General features: G+C 52.2%; 14 protein-coding genes. 8 read left to right on the forward strand and 6 right to left on the reverse strand.

Going from position 1 to position 17,969, the window contains the following annotated elements; translation table 11 throughout:
• The first annotated feature begins 93 nt into the window (after positions 1-93).
• Positions 94-951: a SecDF P1 head subdomain-containing protein gene (locus GmarT_RS27565; protein ID WP_149303497.1), complete on the forward strand. Its 858-nt coding sequence runs from the start codon at positions 94-96 to the stop codon at positions 949-951.
• 10 nt (positions 952-961) lie between these two features.
• Here the strand turns inward: GmarT_RS27565 and GmarT_RS27570 are convergent, their stop codons facing one another.
• Positions 962-2,338 carry a DUF1501 domain-containing protein gene (locus tag GmarT_RS27570; RefSeq protein ID WP_002649419.1) on the reverse strand — a complete coding sequence of 459 codons (1,377 nt, stop codon included), beginning with the start codon at positions 2,336-2,338 and terminating at the stop codon, positions 962-964.
• Between the two features lie 624 nt (positions 2,339-2,962).
• Between GmarT_RS27570 and ilvB the strand changes: the two genes are divergently transcribed.
• The 4 genes from ilvB (at position 2,963) to gad (ending at position 8,120) form a co-directional block, all read left to right on the forward strand.
• On the forward strand, positions 2,963-4,744 hold the full coding sequence (gene ilvB / locus GmarT_RS27575) for a biosynthetic-type acetolactate synthase large subunit (RefSeq protein ID WP_002649418.1): 1,782 nt from the start codon (positions 2,963-2,965) through the stop codon (positions 4,742-4,744).
• A gap of 145 nt (positions 4,745-4,889) precedes the next feature.
• Entirely contained in the window at positions 4,890-5,084 is a 195-nt protein-coding gene (locus GmarT_RS27580) for a hypothetical protein (RefSeq protein ID WP_002649417.1), read from the forward strand.
• A 97-nt stretch (positions 5,085-5,181) separates the two neighbouring features.
• Positions 5,182-6,615, forward strand: a complete 1,434-nt coding sequence (locus GmarT_RS27585; RefSeq protein ID WP_002649416.1) for an RNA-binding protein — start codon at positions 5,182-5,184, stop codon at positions 6,613-6,615.
• Positions 6,616-6,731: 116 nt separating this feature from the next.
• Positions 6,732-8,120 (forward strand): glutamate decarboxylase, encoded by a 1,389-nt coding sequence (gad, locus tag GmarT_RS27590; RefSeq protein ID WP_002649415.1) that lies wholly within the window; start codon positions 6,732-6,734, stop codon positions 8,118-8,120.
• 69 nt (positions 8,121-8,189) lie between these two features.
• On the opposite strand, the gene GmarT_RS27595 is transcribed toward gad, so the two are convergent.
• Entirely contained in the window at positions 8,190-8,606 is a 417-nt protein-coding gene (locus GmarT_RS27595) for a carboxypeptidase-like regulatory domain-containing protein (RefSeq protein ID WP_002649414.1), read from the reverse strand.
• A gap of 121 nt (positions 8,607-8,727) precedes the next feature.
• On the reverse strand, positions 8,728-9,738 hold the full coding sequence (locus tag GmarT_RS27600; RefSeq protein ID WP_044240370.1) for a DUF1559 domain-containing protein: 1,011 nt from the start codon (positions 9,736-9,738) through the stop codon (positions 8,728-8,730).
• Positions 9,739-10,361: 623 nt separating this feature from the next.
• Here GmarT_RS27600 and GmarT_RS27605 point away from each other — a divergent pair.
• Positions 10,362-11,141, forward strand: coding sequence for a 3-keto-disaccharide hydrolase (locus GmarT_RS27605; protein WP_149303499.1), 780 nt, complete (start codon positions 10,362-10,364; stop codon positions 11,139-11,141).
• Between the two features lie 6 nt (positions 11,142-11,147).
• Here the strand turns inward: GmarT_RS27605 and GmarT_RS27610 are convergent, their stop codons facing one another.
• Positions 11,148-12,713 (reverse strand): alkaline phosphatase D family protein, encoded by a 1,566-nt coding sequence (locus GmarT_RS27610; protein ID WP_149303501.1) that lies wholly within the window; start codon positions 12,711-12,713, stop codon positions 11,148-11,150.
• 242 nt (positions 12,714-12,955) lie between these two features.
• Here GmarT_RS27610 and GmarT_RS27615 point away from each other — a divergent pair, with 242 nt between their 5' ends.
• The gene (locus GmarT_RS27615) at positions 12,956-13,738 is read left to right on the forward strand and encodes an SGNH/GDSL hydrolase family protein (RefSeq protein WP_149303503.1); all 783 of its coding nucleotides are present in this window, start codon (positions 12,956-12,958) and stop codon (positions 13,736-13,738) included.
• Here GmarT_RS27615 and GmarT_RS27620 read toward each other — a convergent pair.
• Positions 13,735-14,850, reverse strand: coding sequence for a WD40/YVTN/BNR-like repeat-containing protein (locus tag GmarT_RS27620; RefSeq protein WP_002649620.1), 1,116 nt, complete (start codon positions 14,848-14,850; stop codon positions 13,735-13,737). The genes GmarT_RS27615 and GmarT_RS27620 overlap by 4 nt on opposite strands.
• Before the next feature lie 53 nt (positions 14,851-14,903).
• On the reverse strand, positions 14,904-15,173 hold the full coding sequence (locus tag GmarT_RS27625; RefSeq protein ID WP_044240551.1) for a MoaD/ThiS family protein: 270 nt from the start codon (positions 15,171-15,173) through the stop codon (positions 14,904-14,906).
• A 211-nt stretch (positions 15,174-15,384) separates the two neighbouring features.
• Between GmarT_RS27625 and GmarT_RS27630 the strand changes: the two genes are divergently transcribed.
• Positions 15,385-17,772, forward strand: coding sequence for a peroxiredoxin family protein (locus tag GmarT_RS27630; protein ID WP_002649618.1), 2,388 nt, complete (start codon positions 15,385-15,387; stop codon positions 17,770-17,772).
• Positions 17,773-17,969 lie beyond the last annotated feature (197 nt).

Raw genomic sequence — 17,969 nt, forward strand, 5'->3', positions numbered from 1 at the left:
TACTTTACGAACAGTTAGAGTGAGTGTCAGCAATTCGCCCCTCCTGACCTGTTCTTCGGAAATTGTTCTTCAGAATTATGGGAAGCGATTTAGATGACCGAGATAGAACCAACCACTGAGACAACGGCCGCGACACCAGAAACCAGACACATGCTTGCCCCCCTGGTTCACTCGCTACCGGTTGCAAGTGTCGTGTATGTGTTTCTGATCCTGGGATTCGTTCTGTCAACAATTTTGTTTCTGGTTCAGCTTCGTTACGAAGTCGAACCGGGAATTCTCTTGATCGATTCCCGTAGCGGTCGCCTGGTCGTCTTTGCCCATTTAGCGCGGGCCTGTGCCTTTCTGCTATTATCACTCGCTCTGCACAAATACACTGACAGTCTGCTGCGTATCCGACGTAATACACCGGACGCTCTGGAGCGTTTCTTCAAAGCATCGCGATTCCTCTGGAACGTGCTCTTAATTAGTGCGCTGCTGGTGGTCGGATTCGGCATCTGGTCTTACGATGTGAGCAGAGACCCGTCCGCCGATTTTGCAGTGGGGTCAGAAAAATATCTCAGCAATCCAGAACCAGACGTTCAAGTAGAATTTTACCTGGCGGAAACCAGTCCCGGGGAGGGATTAGAAGAACACGTCATTCCTGCAACGGGGGATTCCATCTGGCTACCACAGGAACCAGTATTATCCAACGAACACTTTCTGGAAGCTCAGATCAATCTGGACCAATACCAAAATCCCACCATAAATGTGAAATTGAATCAAGAAGGCGCGGCGTTGATCTCGAAGGCAAGCCAGAAACATCGCTCGAAGCCTCTGGCAATTCTGGTCGATGGAAAAATTATCATGGCCCCGACCATACATGATGCCGTTGGGAGTGAGTTCACTATCTCTGGATCCATATCTCTCGAAGAAGCAGAACGGATCGCACGCTCTCTCTCCCGCAAGCAATAATCCCCCCGCATCAGCCCAGCTCAACAATTGGTTTTCCACTGGGAAGAATCGGCATGGGACGGCCGCTGTGGTCGAGAAATTCGTGGGCCTGGTCGATGCCCAGGAAACGATAGACGGTGGAAAGCAGATCGTTGGGATCGAGTTTATTGTCTTTCGCATAAGCACCATTGGCCGTGGTGGAACCAATGACCTGCCCCATCTGCATGCCGCCACCGGAGACCAGGACCGACATGGCACCGGGCCAGTGATCGCGTCCGGGCTGCATGACTTTGGAACGGGTCCCCTTCTGTGGATTGATGCGGGGCGTGCGACCGAATTCGCCGGAGACAATGACCATCACTTTTTCATCCAGGCCACGCTCGTAGATATCTTCAATCAGCGCAGACACGGCACGGTCGAAGACAGGCAGGCGTCCCCGCAGGTCATCATAGAGGTGTCCATTCACAGCGTGGATGTCCCAGTTACCCGCACAGCCTGTGATACCCGGATTTTGCATCTGCATCGTGACGAAACTGCTGCCGGCTTCGACCAGACGGCGGGCCAGCAGGGCGCGCTGTCCCCATTTGTGGCGGCCATATTTATCGCGGGTTGCTTCGCTTTCCTGAGTGATATCAAACGCATCGCGGGATTTATCACTGGTTAACATATCCAAAGCGCGGCTGTTAAATTTGTCGATGGACTGCAGCGAACCGTTCTGATCCAGATCGCGGCGCATGTTGTCGAAAGAAGCCAACAATGTGACGCGGTCATCCAGGCGATCTTTCAATTTATCGTCCAGGGTAATATTGGGGACACGATAGTTTTTCGCATTCGGGTCAGAGCCGACAACGAAAGGAAGCGCGGACTCGCCCAGGTAAGCACTGCCGCCGCCGTACACGTTGGGTTGGTTTCCGATATAATTCGGGATGCCGATATTCACATGATCGCGCATTCTGGAAACGATGGGGCCGATCGTGGGAAACTGTGAGGTACGTTCCAGTGGTCTTAAGGGATCGCGACCGGACAGAAAGCGACCAGCACCGCCGGCATGATTGGCGAAGCCATGTGAAATGGAACGGATCAACGTGAAGCGATCTGCCACCTTCGCATGCAGGGGAAGATACTCGCAGAGATCCATGCCCGGCACATTCGTATGAATCGGATTGAATTCACCCCGATATTCCACCGGCGCTTCGGGTTTCATATCATACGTTTCCATATGACTGGGACCGCCCTGCAGCCAGATCAGAATTACCGAGGTATCCGGAGTGGATCCTGAATTTGAAGCAGCTTCGGCTCTGAGCCGCAACAGATCCGCCAGACCCAGACCACCCAGAGTCAGAAATCCAGACTGGAGAAACGATCGTCGGGAAAGCGTCGCCTGCATCAGATTTGCTGGATCATTCATGTTCAACACCTCAGCTCGCTGATATCGGGAAGGAAGTTCAGGTGGGATCTGAGCAGACGCATGTCGCCGCTCTCTATTACTGGTCGGCTGTGTCAAATGACGAATTCACTTCAACATTCGCTTATATATCATATCAAATCAAATCCCACTCACAAACCTTTCCTGCGAAATCGGGTTCCCCTCTTGAATCCAGCAACAATAAATCTTCACAAACCACTAATATCAATACACTTAAATTTATTTTAGTTATCTCATCGCGCAGATGATTTGTCTGTCGTGGACGCAATTGCTGGATTGAACGCGTTAACCTGCACAATCGAAACAGTCTTTGTAACCTGTTTGCTGAGGCGGTTTAAGAGGCGTGTCTCTCGACGAATATTGGATTCTGGGCAGGAAATGACTCGTTATTGTCCCTGAGAGAAGATAGAATTGACCGCCAATCAAGTGATTGAAAACCAGAACGAACATTTGGCGTACGCGGTGCGTCTACGTATCTGTCTGTTGTGGTAACAGCGAAACAGCGATCTGCCAGAAGCCGGATTCGAACCGGTGACAGTGAAATCTGGTCGATCCCGTCATTTAATTTGAGACAATTAGAGATTATCGAAACAGAAGGGTGAAACAGTGGCCACTGCCAACGAAAAAAACACGCAAACGAAGACAATCAATGGCGCTGAGATTCTGGTTCAGGCATTGGTGCGGCAGGGCGTGAAAACCATCTTTGCTTATCCCGGTGGTTGCAGCATGCCGTTACACCAGGCTTTGATGAAATACAAAGACGATATCCGCACACTCCTGCCCCGCCACGAACAGGGGGGCGGCTTTGCTGCTCAGGGGATTGCCCGTACGACCGGCGAAGTCGGCGTCTGTATGGCAACCAGTGGTCCCGGTGCCACCAACCTGGTCACCGCTCTGGCAGATGCGAAACTGGATTCGATTCCCCTGGTGGCCATCACCGGCCAGGTGCCTCAAGCCGTCATTGGTAGTGACGCGTTCCAGGAAACTCCCATGGTGGAAATTTCCCGCGCGATCACCAAGCATCATTACATGGTGACCGACGTCAAAGACGTCGCCCGTATCGTGAAGGAAGCCTTCTTCATCGCGAATACAGGACGTCCCGGTCCCGTACTGATTGACTTCCCGAAAGACTGTCAGCTGGCGACACTGGATGAAGAACCCGATTACAATCCGGATACTTATCTGCCCGGCTATCGTCCTGAAATGCGTAAAGCGGCTCCCGAGCAGATCAAACAGATTCTGGCAGCCATCAAACGTTCCAAGAAACCAATTCTGTATGTTGGTGGCGGGGCGATTATTTCAGACGCCTCTGAAGAACTCGTCAAATTTGCCAGACGAACCAATATTCCTGTTACCACGACCGTGATGGGTCTGGGTGTATTCCCCGGCGAGGATCCCCTGAGCCTGGATATGCTGGGCATGCACGGAACCGTCTATGCGAACTACGCCGTCAACGAAGCTGATCTGCTGCTGGCATTTGGCGTACGCTTTGATGACCGCGTGACAGGGAAGCTTGAAGAGTTCGCCAAACATGGAAAAATCGTACACGTGGACATTGATCCTTCTGAGCTGCAGAAGAACAAAGAAGCGCATATTCCGATTAATGCAGACCTGAAACATGTTCTGACCGAGTTAAACGAAGCAATCACCGACGACGACCTGCCTCAGGTCGACAGCTGGCTCGCTCAGTGCAAAGAGTGGAAAGAGAAATTCCCGCTGAAATATCCTGAGCTGGGTGACGTCATGTCACAGCAGTACGCGATTCACGAACTCTGGCAGCAGAGCAAAGAGAGAGACCCTTACATCACCGTAGGCGTGGGTCAGCACCAGATGTGGGCAGCCCAGTTCTATAAATTCAACAAACCACGCCACTGGCTCAGCAGTTCGGGACTGGGAACGATGGGCTTCGGCCTGCCCGCTGCCATGGGTGTCCAGGCACAGTTCCCCAATGACCTCGTGGTCGACATCGACGGCGATGGCTCAATGCTGATGAATATTCAGGAACTGGCAACACTGCACACTGAGAATCTGCCGGTCAAAATCCTGTTGCTGAATAACCAGCATCTGGGTATGGTCGTGCAATGGGAAGATCGCTTCATGGAAGGGCGGCGTGCTCACACTTACCTGGGGCCCGTGCACCATCCGGAATGGGAAGGGAAAGGCTCCGGCGAACATGCTGAAGCCACCTATCCCGACTTTGTCTCCATCGCCAAAGGCTTTGGACTGCAGGCCAGACAGGTACGCTCCAAAGCAGAATATCCGGCCGCCCTGGCAGAGATGCTGGCCTCGGATCAACCTTACCTGCTGGATGTGATCTGCACCTACCAGGAACATGTGCTGCCGATGATTCCCAGTGGTGGAACTGTGAACGACATTATCACTGAATAACCAGTGACACTTGAATGAATTCTATTTCCGGGCCCCACAATCACAGATTGTCGGGGCTCGTGTTTTTACCAGAAATCTAAAACTACGACAGAATCTGATCTCACCCGGCAAGAAAAAGTCTGATTATTTCAGGAGGAATCCGAGCATGTTATTCGCAGCACAAATCCCGCAGGAATCAGGATATCTGGTCGGTTGGGGATCACTGGCTCTGATCAATGCCGGCCTGGCACAAGGAAAGAACCGCAGCGGCCTGGCCTGGTTTCTGCTGTCCCTCTTACTGGGCCCGGTTGCCACTTTTATCCTCGTCGCTTTCTGCAACAAATTGCCCGGGGACCCGTAAAGTCAAAAAAAATCTCTCCGGCGGGCTGGAGAAAGGATCTTGCAGGCCTATAAGATATCAAGTACAGAGTTTTTTTCTGCTTCATTGCGAGGAAACCATGAGCCAGCAGAGACAGATCGGCGTGACGGTTTTACCGGAGTACCTGCAGTACGAGGGAGTCGAAACGGTTCTCGACAATCTTATGAAGCGCGCAGGCGTCACGGCCGTTTCCACTTCGCCTTATGTCATGCAACTGGCTGACGAGCAGACAGGCGTGCGCGAGCCCCCCGCCGACGCTGGTGCCGGACAGGTCCGCCTGCTGGACCGACCGCTGTGGGAAGGTAAACGGGAACTGTGGGTCAAAACGTCGCCCAGCTTCGTCCCCGATGAATCACTTTATTCAGGCCTGCGCTATCAGCCAGCGAAAGCGGATGAACTGACTCACAGCGCAGGTCATGTCGTTGCAGAGTTCATTGAAGCTGCGCATGAACGGGGACTGGAAGTTTACTTCCAGGTCCAGGCAGCAATTCCCCCCGGGTATCGTGTGCAGTTTGGTGGACCGGTCGAAGAAGACATCCCCCGCCTGCCCGATGGATCACTGCCCCGCAGACGCGTCGCGAATAACGGCAGCCTGGCCAGCCCGCATATTATCGCATACCAGCATGCACTGATTCGCGATTTACTCAGTCAATATCCTGAGATCGACGGCCTGCGTTTTGACTGGCCCGAGTATCCGCCTTATTTTCTGGATTCTGCGTTTTTCGATTTCAGCGACCACGCCCGCCAGGCAGCAGATCGCCTGGGATACGATTTTGAACAAATGCAGTTAGACTCGCAGGGATTGTATCAGAAACTCAATGGAGGACTGACGAATTACGATCTGGAAAACTGGCTCTCGGAAGAGAACCAGGCCGCCAATTTCCCGCTCTGGCTGAACGATCATTATCCCGGAGCCTCTGAAATGCTGCTGATGAAAGCCCAGCTTTCCAAAGAATTGCTGGCGGGATTCCGGAACACAATGGATGACTGTGGTAAAGCCGGCGTCGAGCTGGCCCCCAGTGCGTTTCCTCCCCCCTGGTCCATATTATCAGGCATGAATTACTCACTGGCAGCAAAATACTGTAACTCGGTAAGTGTGAAACTGTATGGGATGCACTGGTCAATGATGTTGCGTTCGTACGGTGATCAGATTCTGGCGGCCAATCCCGGTTTGTCAGAAACGCTGCTGGTCCGCGCACTCTTCAAATTTCTTGATATCACCGACTGGGCTCACCCCACACGCCTGGCAGACGTCTCTTACCCGGGCCCCGATCAACCCCACATCGCAGGCCCGCTGGCACAGGAGCGTAAAATCCTGGCTGCCAGAAAGCTGGCACGTCCCATGCCTATCTATGCACTCGCGCACGGGTATGGTCCCACCGAAGATTTTCGGACGCGGATGCAGGTCGCGACTGACATCAGCCCGGACGGAGTCTGGATCAACCGCTATTGCTATCTGAACGATGACAAACTGGACATCATCGGCCAGTGCGCCGTCGGCTGCAATACATAAAATTTGCAGAAAAACAGATCCCTCTCCCGATCTTCATTCAAATCTCAGCGCCAGACAGTAGGATGGCAGTACACTCAACATTGAATCCGTACTGATCTACCAGGAGGGCACCTTTCATGCTGCACGGCCAGAACAATCTGCATCCATCTGACCCCGAATCCTTCATCACTCCCGCGTATGGAGGACGCTTCATTCAGGAGCCCGTTCCCAAATACAAAATGCCAGACGCAGGTCTGCCTCCCAAGGTGGCTTATAACCTGATTCGCGATGAACTGATTCTGGATGGTAACTCGCGGCTGAACCTGGCAACCTTCGTCACCACCTGGATGGAAGACGAAGCCCGGCAACTGATGTCAGAAACGTTCGATAAAAACATGATCGACAAGGATGAATATCCGCAGACAGCAGAGATCGAACTGCGCTGCACCAACATGCTGTCACAGCTCTGGAATTCCCCTGCCGAAGAAAACGCCGTTGGGTGCTCTACAATCGGGTCCAGTGAAGCAGCCATGCTGGGCGGGATGGCCCTCAAGTGGAACTGGCGGAAACGCAGAGAAGCGGCAGGCAAACCCGCTGATAAACCGAATATGGTCATGGGCATTAACGTGCAGGTCTGCTGGGAAAAATTCTGTCGTTACTGGGAAATCGAACCACGGTTCGTGCCTATGGAAGGGGACCGCTACTGCCTGACCGCTGAAGAAGCCTTGAAACTCGTCGACGAGAATACGATTGGCGTCGTCGTGATCATGGGGAGCACGTTTGATGGTCGCTATGAAAACGTTAAAGAAGTCAATGACGCGCTGGTCAAACTCAATTCCGAAACCGGCTGGGAAGTTCCCATTCATGTAGATGCCGCTTCGGGCGGATTTGTCGCGCCCTTTCTGCAACCGGATCTCGAATGGGATTTTCGGCTGCCGCTGGTGAAATCGATTAATACCTCCGGGCATAAATTCGGGCTGGTGTATCCCGGTGTTGGCTGGATTATCTGGCGTGAGAAAGCCGAACTGCCGGAAGAACTGATCTTTCACTGCAACTACCTGGGCGGGGACCTGCCTAACTTTGCATTGAATTTTTCCCGCCCCGGTAATCAGGTCGTGGCGCAATATTATAATTTCCTGCGGCTGGGTCACGAAGGCTATCGCGACATCCACCAGACATCGCAGGATGTCGCGTTGCACCTGTCTGCCGGCATCGCGAAACTGGGGCCATTTGATCTGATCTCAGATGGAAGTGATATTCCCGTGTTTGCGTTTACCACCAATGAAACCGCCAATTTCAGCGTGTTTGATATTTCAAATAAAGTACGTGAACGGGGCTGGCTGGTTCCCGCTTATACTTTCCCCAAAAACCGTGACGACCTCGCGGTATTACGGTGTGTCTGCAAAGAAGGTTTCACACGCGATATGGCAGAGATGCTGCTGAATGACCTGCAGCACGCGATAGACTATTTTGCTTCTCATCCTCAGCACACCCCCCAGACAGAAGGCAGTGGATTTCACCATTGACCTGTGTCCGGGTTGCCAAAAGCAGTTTCCTGTAAGAGCAAGGCAGGGGTTATCAGAATAACAGCTGACTTATTTTTTGAGGTCGAACGTTAATTCATTCGCGCCCGCTTTGACATCAGCTTTGAGTGGAGTATCTTTCATACTGCGGTATTTCTGGGGGATATTGGGGTAGTCTTTTTTCGGAGCCGGATTGTCGGGAGTCCCCTCCGGTGGGGTCACCGTCACGGTGTAACTGCCGAGCACGACATCAGAGAGTTCCGTCTGTCCCGCTTCGTTCAATACGCCCATGGCTCCCTCGCCTTTACCGTCCATCATCAACCGGAGTTCCGCTTCGGTGACAGGTGCACCATCGTGAGTCACGGTAACGGTAATGTGGGCACGCTGTTTGTCTTCTGCATTGCTTTTTCCACAGCCGACCAGCAACAAACTGGAACACAGCATCAGGGAGTACAGAAAAAATCGCTTCAAATAAATCTGTGTAAACATTTCAGAGTGATTCCAGATATCATTCAGATGATAAAATACAAAACAATGCACGGCCCCGTTGGCCTGACGAACGGAGACCGTGCCTTCATTCTCAGTTTAAGACTGCCATGCTGAGTGACGACTAAAACTCGCCCAAAACATTACCGTCATTTTTGGATGCCAGATTTGCCAGGGTACTGAAGTCAATATTTTCAGAAACAAAGCGGACAGCTCCATCAGTCAACAGAACATGGGTTCCGCCGGTATGAAAGGAGTTCAGAACCGTATTGGCCCCATAGGGAGCACTGGCTTCAGTTGGTGCACCGGAAGTCCAGAAGCTGTTGATGGAATACATCACAGTCGTTGTTCCTGAACCCCAGGCAGAACCGGAACCCAGTGAAGGCATTTTGGACGTCGTTCCGATTCCGCTCCAGCCGCCATAGTAGTTAGAGCGGCAGTCTTTCCCATTCACCTGGCCTGACTGCTCAGCCACGATCATCGTATTCGAAGTTCCGTCTTTGACATCACGGATTCGGAAACTTTCATTGGGAGCCAGCAATCCATTGTTACAGAAGGTACCGTTCCCATAGCCGGCCCCGGTAACAGAGCAGGAACCTGAACTGCTGCCCGGAGCGGGTGTCGCACCGGCAATCCCGACGTAGTCCATCGTCTGACCCTGGTCGTAATTGTTCATCCCGTTCTCGTTGGACGAATTGGAAAACGGACTCGACGGGCAGTTATACACGGGAACCCGCAACGTTTTTAATACTTCGTTCGTTCCGGCACCTGTGCCATAACCATACGAGCCGCCACTGTTCTCTGACATGAAACCACCCACGGTGGTACTGATATCAAAGTTCATCTGGTTGTAAGCGGGTGCCTGATCCAGGAAAGGTAGAATCGGTGCACGCCAGTTAGGTCGGATGCGTCCGAACTGCTCGCCAATCGGGAAGCGAAGATAGTTATCATGGTAGTTGTGAAGCGCCAGACCGATCTGTTTCAACTGATTTTTACAGGTGCTGCGGCGGGCGGCTTCCCGTGCCTGCTGCACTGCCGGTAAGAGTAACGCAATCAAAATGGCAATAATGGCTATCACCACCAGTAATTCAATCAACGTGAAACCACGTATACGTAATTTGTGCCTGCTCAACATGGACTTTTCCTTCAATAAATACGGGATGCGAGAGTTCGTTTCTTTAGCGGAAAACAGGTATGAAAGAGGGTGGGGTATTCAGGGATGCAGCCAGTCTCTTCTCAATCTATATCTCAACTCAAATTTTTCGACTCTCCAGCTTTCACAATGAAGTGAGAATAAAACCAGTGCTAACGATCATGCAGAAATTGCCATCGGACCAATTAGCTGACATATCAAATATGCGAATCTCATGCCTAATCAGCTTCCCCGGACGAAGCAACGATTCTGTTGAACAGTGAAAAACCAGATTGAATCCGCTACTTTGCAATCGAGGTTGTCGCTCTCCACTTTTTTTCAAGAACCAAAAACTGCTGAATTATTTCGACTTAGCGAAGACCCACTCTCACATCATAAATTGCTGATATGACTTACATTTCTTTTTAGAATTAAAAAATATCACGAATCGGCTCTGCCTGTTGAGTGTCTGTCTGGTCCAGACTGCCCAATAAAGCAGCAGCCTTAAACTGCAACTCAACTTTCGTTCAGAAACGCTTCAAATTGATTTCTCTGTTTGTGCTGTACTCAAAATTATCACATAATATAACTTTGATATCACACTTCCGGTTTCATGAGGATTCACCATGCGTTTCACAGCCTTGATTACGACTCTGTTTGCACTGATACTCCTGTCGCCCTGTTCGAGTGTACGGGCCGACGTCGGTCTTGGTGCCAAAGCCCCCACCGATGCAGAAATCCTGCTGGACGGCAGCCGGGAAATGCTGGATCAGAAATGGACTTACTGGGAGGGTCCCCGGTTCAGTTCCTCACTGCCCATCAAATGGAAAGTGGTGGAAGATCCCATCGATGCAGGTACAGTCGTCATGTCAGATGACCCGGCTGCAGCAGGTGGCAAATACGGAACCGCCGACATCGTGACAAAAAAGAAATTCCGCGACTTCCGTCTGCATGTGGAATTTCTGGTTTCCAAACCGGGGGGTAACAGCGGCGTCTATCTGCAGAATCGCTATGAAATTCAGGTTCTGGACGGCGACAAGACAAAACACGGCATGGCAGCCGTCATCAACGAAACCGAGTCACCCTACCATGCCTATAACGGCACAGGAAAATGGAACGCCTACGACATCACCTTTCGCGCGGCCCGGTTCAAAGACGGCAAGCTCGTCGAGAAGCCTTTAGTCTCGATGTACTTCAACGGGAAAAAAGTCCACGAAAACGTTACCATCAATAAAGTCTGGGGCGGCGCGAACTCCGGCCTGGATGGAGGCAATGATAACGGTTTCGGTATCACCGACACACCCGGCGGTATTAAGCTGCAGTGCGAAGGCCACGACGTCCGCTATCGCAATATCTGGATACAACCCCTCGATCTGAAAACTGCCGACACTGATTTCAAGGAATAGCCGCTCTTATTGCTCTGCCGGCTTTTCTCCACCTGAGGGGACATCATGCTGGTAGAGCAGCTTTCCTTTTTCATCGTGAAACAGAAAGGAGAGGGTCGCCGGATCCTTTTTATTCGACGGAGTGACCTTCACCAGCAGAAACCCACCAGAACGCGGCTCCTGCAGATAAGGCTGTTTGATCAGTCCCTCGGGGTCCGTTGATTTCGGATCACCTGCCTTGCGACCCAGCCGTGAATTGGCATCGACCAGTGCACCGCTGGAGAATTCTTCGAATCCACTCGGATCAATGGCATGATACTGCCAGTGACGATCACCACACACAATGAAAAAGTTCTGCTGATCCAACCCATTCTCCTTGAGCCAGTTGAAGAACTCATCCCGCTCATGACGGAATCCACCGATGTCACAGTGGTTGTCGGTCTTGCGCAGATCATCGGGGCCAATCATGGGTGTCGGCGAGACGAGCAGTTTGAATGTCGCATTACTTTCATTGAGTGTTTTCTTGAGCCACGCTTTCTGTTCTGCACCCCAGATCGTTTTTTCCGGCCCGTCTTCCATGGCATTGGGACTGCGATACATGCGGTTTTCCGGCAGCCAGATCTGCAGATTTTGATTCACACGATGCGTGCGATAGGTTTTTGCCCCGGTCTCTTGCATGGGGGCGACGGGCAGTTGTTCCAGCATCATCGCACGCCCTTCTGCCGGCGTGGGATGATGATCTCCTGTGTTATCACCGTCATCGATTCGGTAATCATGATCGTCAATTTCCCAGTAGGTGGGTACTGCGGCAAACAGATCCCGATAGCGGGGCTGCAGAAACTGTTCATGCCATTTCTGCCGCATTTCGGGAATGGTTTTCGCGCGGGGCTTATCGGGTGTGTCGTAATACACATTATCGCCGGTGCCAATAAAGAAGTCTGGTTTCAGTTTGAGAATGGTCTCCAACGCAGGATAGCCCAGGTGTTTGTCCGGGCCGGAATAGGGTTGCGGAAGCTTTGTGTTGTTTTCCTCGAGATGCTGTTTTTGATCGATTCGATCATCGCCGTGAAACTTGGCATAGTTCATCCCTGTCACCACCACAAAATCAACAGGCGTCGTTTTACTGGCACCAGGCAATGTTTTGAACCGCGCCGTGGGACCAGCGTGCATCTGCTCCTCTGTTTCACCGATCCGGGTTTTGCACTCGTATTCGGTGTCAGCCATCAGACCATTAAATGCGGCGCGCGCGATAAAATCATGCTCCGCAGCGGCCTTCACAACCTGGGTATCAACGTGCTTTGAAGCTGTCTTTTCGTTTTCGTATGGGCTGAGCGAAAAGATAACAACTCCCGGCATACCCGGTACATCGCGGTCAACGAGTTTGTCTGTTTTCGTCAAACGCACCTGTACCAGAGCCGTCTCAGAGGTGACCTCTCCGACCATGATACCCATCCCCGCCTGTAGGAGAACCGTTTTACTCTCACTGTGGATTGATGCTGATTCCCCCTGTTCCACGGCAGCCGTTGCGACTTCCGGCTTCGGTTTTTCACAGCCGAACACAATTAACAGACAACAGAGACAAAATATTCTCATGCGAGCACTCCCTTAAGTTCCGGATCTCGAACTGATGATGACTCCCATTCTATTGATTACCACTTCCCTTCCCAACTGAAATCTACTGCGAATTCCCGTATTACTGAGATGCCGGTTTTTTATGAATTCCTCAGCAAATCAACTTGCTGTTCTGATTGCGAACTCACCAGAATAGAACAGTAGTGACTGATTGACGTTCTTGCTGTTCCAGCCGATTATCCATTAATAAAAGAAGACGCATCATGAAATCCATCCTACTGCTTACGCTGTTCTCCGCCTGCCTGCTCGCGGGCACTCCTGTTGTATTCGCAGAAGAACAGGCGTCCGATGCCTGGAAAAAACTGGTTCGTTCTCCCCGCTTCAACAAGCGTCCCACCTTTCAGTTTGTCGAGAACGACCCCAAACTGCCCAATGTCTTTCTCTACGGCGATTCGATCTCCATTGCCTATACCGATGCCACTCGCGAAGCCCTCAAAGGCAAAGCCAACGTCTATCGCCTGTACTGTAATGGGGGAGATTCCTCTTCGGTCATCACCAAAATGAAAACCATGCACGACACGATGCGCAATCCCAAACTTGCCGACCACTGGGACTTCGACTGGGATGTGATTCATTTCAACGTCGGCCTGCATGACCTGAAATACATGAACGGCAAAAAACTGGATCGCGTTAACGGCAAGCAGGTGACCTCTACCGCAGACTATGAAAAAAACCTGCGCGCCATTATCGCCTATCTGAAAGAGCTGGCTCCCAAAGCGAAACTGATTTTTGTAACCACTACCCCGGTCCCCGAAGGAGAAGCAGGACGCATCGCCGGTGACGCTGCAAAGTACAACGAGGTCGCTCTGAAAGTCCTGAAAGATTATCCCGAGATCGGAGTCAACGATCTGTACGCCTTCACCAAACCGCATCACGCCGAATGGTGGACCAAACCGGGCAACGTGCATTTCAATGCGGAAGGCGCAACAGCGCAAGGCAAAGAATCCGCCCGCGCCATCGAACAGGAACTGAAGAAACGGGATTAACTCTTCACAAAGCGGACGCAATGGATCGGAGGCAGGTTGGTAGAGATCGTCTGCCAGCTGTCGCCTCCATCTTCGGTGATCCAGAAGTTGCCGGTCGTCGAACCGACGGCCAGACAGTCACCGGTTTCATCAATGTCCAATGCATGTCGATAAACAATGTCGTAGCTGTGTTCGCCCGGTAACCCGTTCGAAAGCACTTCGGAAGTCGCGCCTCCATCGGTCGTGCGGGCAATCACGAACCGTCCATCGACGGGGATGCGGCACTCGTCTTTCACGCCGGGTGCAAACCATGCCGTATCTGGAAGATGCGGATGGACGGCAACTGCAAAGCCGAACACGGAAGGCTGAATTCCGGTCACTTCCTGCCACGACTGCGCCCCATCGGTCGTTTTAAATACGCCGTTGTGATGCTGAATCCAGAAATGGTCCGGCTGCGTAGGTGACTGCACCATGCGATGTGCATCCTGAATATTGGGATCGTGCGCCAGATCCGGAGGCATATACTCGGCCCGCAATCCGTCCGCCTTGCAGGTCCAGCTGGCACCGTCATCTTCAGTAATCCACACTCCACCACAGGAAATTGCGACCGCAACATTCTGACTGTTCCGGGGATGCACGCAGATGGAATGGATGCCCGGATCATCCTTGCCGCCGCCAAACCATTTCAAGCGTTCGGGCAGATCCCATAATGAATCTACCAACTGCCAGCTGGAACCGCGGTCATCCGAACGAAACAGGCCACCGGGAATCGTTCCACACCAGAGACGATCGGGCTGATCGGCGCCCCCCGGTTCCAGTGACCAGATTTCGCTTAGACTGGCCGGTTTAGGCTCTGCATTTTCGGTAAACGGATCGGCTGCTTTTTTGGCTCCTTCCGGATAAACGGGTACGGCACACTCTTCCCAGTTTTTACCCCGATCCGAACTGCGGTGCAGCTTGACCCCGAAGTGACCATGATTCAACGCAGCGTACGTCGTGTCATCCCGCGAGTCATGCAGGATCATCGAAACATTTTCACCGGGAAAATCGTGACGTCGAATTTTCCAACCATCTGAATTGCGGTCGAGCTGAAACAGACCTTTACGGGTCGCAATCTGAACCTGAGAACTCATCGCGAATGCCTTTAGAAAGGTTGATGACAGAAATGTAACGAACGGAAAAACCGTTATCCGCCGGAAAGTGCCTGCATCACATAAATCTCACTGTCGGGTGAGATGGAATCACTTAAATGAACCCGGTCTACAATCGTCTGGCCATCCACGAAGATCACCATATGCTGACGCAGCCGGCTCTGATCATCGAGAATATAGCCGCGCAGCCGCTGCTGCGTTTCAAACACCGCTTCCAATGCCTCCCGCACCGTAGTGCCGGACACAGTCTCTTCCGGACAACTGAGATGACGTTCCAGGTTGGCAGTAAATACGACTCGGACCATATTCGTCATATCCTACACTGTACAAATTTCGGAGGCAATAAAAATCAGGTTTGCGATCAAAAGCAGACCATCGGGGTTTTTGAAATTACTGCCTGAAAATACCCGGAAGCATCGACATTCCCCAAGTGGTCTCGGTAAAATGGCATGTTCTACATCAAGTTTCTCTCCTGAAGATAAACCACCATCCTCATTCTCATAAAAGTTGACTCACATGAACAACTTCCTGCCCGAGACCATGCGTAGAAATCGTGTTTTTCTTATATTGACTGCCTGTCTGCTCTGCCTGCCGCTTACAACGGCTTACAGCGCCGACAAAGCAGCAACGGACGTGGAGAAAACGGAAACGAAATCCGCCGAGGAAACCCTGGCTGGTCACTCGTATCATGGCGAAGTTTTTAATGAAGGTCCCCGCCGTCAGGCCTACCTGATGGGGGGCACCGGTGATGTGCACTTTGATGTGACGGTGAAGAATCCGGCCGCACAGAAGTTTCTCGACCAGGCGCTGGGGCAGCTCCACGGTTTCTGGTACCTGGAAGCCGAACGCTCCTTCCGTCACGCCGCGAATTTAGACCCCGACTGTGCCATGGCATTCTGGGGCGCTGCGATGTGTAATCTGAAAAATGAAAAACGCGCCAAAGGATTTATCGAAGAAGCCAACAAACGGCTGGACAAAGCCAGCCCGCGCGAAAAGCAGTACATCAAAGCGCTCACAGCCTACATCAACGCGGATAAGAAAAAATCCAAAGAGCGTAACGAAGCTTATACCAAAGCGCTGGAAGACCTGATCCTCGCGTACCCCGATGATCTGGAAGCCAAGGCCTTTCTGGCCGTGCACCTGTATAACTCGCGTTCTGCCAGCACCAGCTACATCGCTGCTGAAGCACTGCTGCAGGACATCTTCGCAAAGAACCCGATGCACCCGGCTCATCACTACCGCATTCATTTGTGGGATCACCGCAAACCGGAACAGGCGCTGACGTCAGCGGCGAGCTGTGGACAGTCTTCCCCCGGCATCGCCCACATGTGGCATATGCCCGGTCATATCTATTCGCGATTAAACCGCTATGAAGATGCGGTCTGGCAGCAGGAAGCCTCGGCCCGCGTCGATCACGCACACATGATGCGCGACGCTGTCATGCCTGACCAGATTCACAACTACGCCCACAACAACGAATGGCTGATCCGCAACCTGATCTTTATCGGTCGCGTCCACGATGCCCTGGCGCTCGCCAAAAACATGACAGAACTGCCGCAGCATCCCAAATATAACACCTTCAAAAAACGGGGCAGTGCGAAGTACGGACGGATGCGTCTACTGCAGGTGCTGCGGACGTACGAACTGTGGGACGAATTGATCGCTTTGAGCCAGACCTCGTATTTAGAACCGACCGATGAGGAAGAAGAACAGATCAACCGCCTGCGCTACCTGGGACTGGCGTATTACCAGACAAAAAATATCAAACAGGGTGATGCCCAGTTGGCTCAACTGAAAAAGCGACTGGATGACGTCACCGCTGAACGCAAACGAACCGTTGAAAAAGCGGAAGCCAAAGCAAAATCCAGTCTGACCGCGGAACCACTGGTCGCACTCAGACCAGACGAAAGTCGTGCCTCTATCATTGATAAAGCGAAAAACACAGCAGCGAAACCGTACCTCTCACGCGTCCGCAAACTGGAACAGAGCATCAAAGCCCTGGAGGGACATCAGGCGATTGCACAGGGTGATCTGAAAGCGGGTTATGAGCTGCTGAAGAAAGCGGGGGGCGCGGATGAAGTTTATCTGCTCGCCGTTCAATGGAAATCTGGCGACCGTAAAAAAGCAGAGAAAGCGTTACGCAAACTGATTGGCTCACATAAGAATGAAGTTCACCCGCAGGCGACATTGGTGGAACTGCTCTGGGAATCCGGTGATAAAGCGGCTGCAAAAAAAGAATTCGAGAAGCTGCAGAAGATCTCAGCTTCCATCGATCTGGACATGCCACTCTTCACACGACTGGCACCGATCGCCGCCGAACTGAAATTCAAACCGGACTGGCGCATTGAAAAGACAGCCGCCACCGATGTAGGTAACCGTCCCGATCTGAGTACGCTAGGCCCCTTCCGCTGGAAACCCAGCCCGGCTCCCACCTGGGAACTGAAAGACGCCACCGGTAAAGTGCGCCGTTCCGACGAATTTCGCGGCAAGCCACACGTGCTGATCTTCTACCTGGGCTTCAGCTGTCTGCATTGTGCCGAGCAACTGCAGGCGTTCGCCCCCATGGTGCAGGAATTCGAGCAGGCCGGCTTCCCGCTGGTGGCCATCAGTACCGACAACCTCGAAGGTTTGAAAACGTCGATCAAAAACTACGACAAAGGGGATCTGCCTATCCCGCTGTTCTCGAATGACAAGCTTGACGTGTTCAAATCATTCCACGTCTACGACGATTTTGAAAAACAACCCCTGCATGGCACTTTCATCATCGACGGCAAAGGAAACGTCGTCTGGCAGGACATCAGCTACGAACCGTTCATGGATCCCAAATTCGTGTTGCAGGAAGCACAGAGGCTCCTGCCCAATACCGGTAACAAAGAAGTGGTCGGCGCCGTTTCGAAGAAGTAAAGGAGTGATCCTCGGGTGGTCGCGAATGTAATTCGGGATTGCCGCAGGCAACAGGAAACTGACGGTTCACTCCTGCGAAATATTAGTCACGCGACATATCTCAACAATATCTGGCAGACAGATTTTCCAGCAATCGTTCTGCTTCTCTGCCAATTTCCTGCTCGCTGCGCTCGGCCCGAATTGCATTCGGGCTTACC

Source organism: Gimesia maris (assembly GCF_008298035.1).
Lineage (GTDB): Bacteria > Planctomycetota > Planctomycetia > Planctomycetales > Planctomycetaceae > Gimesia > Gimesia maris.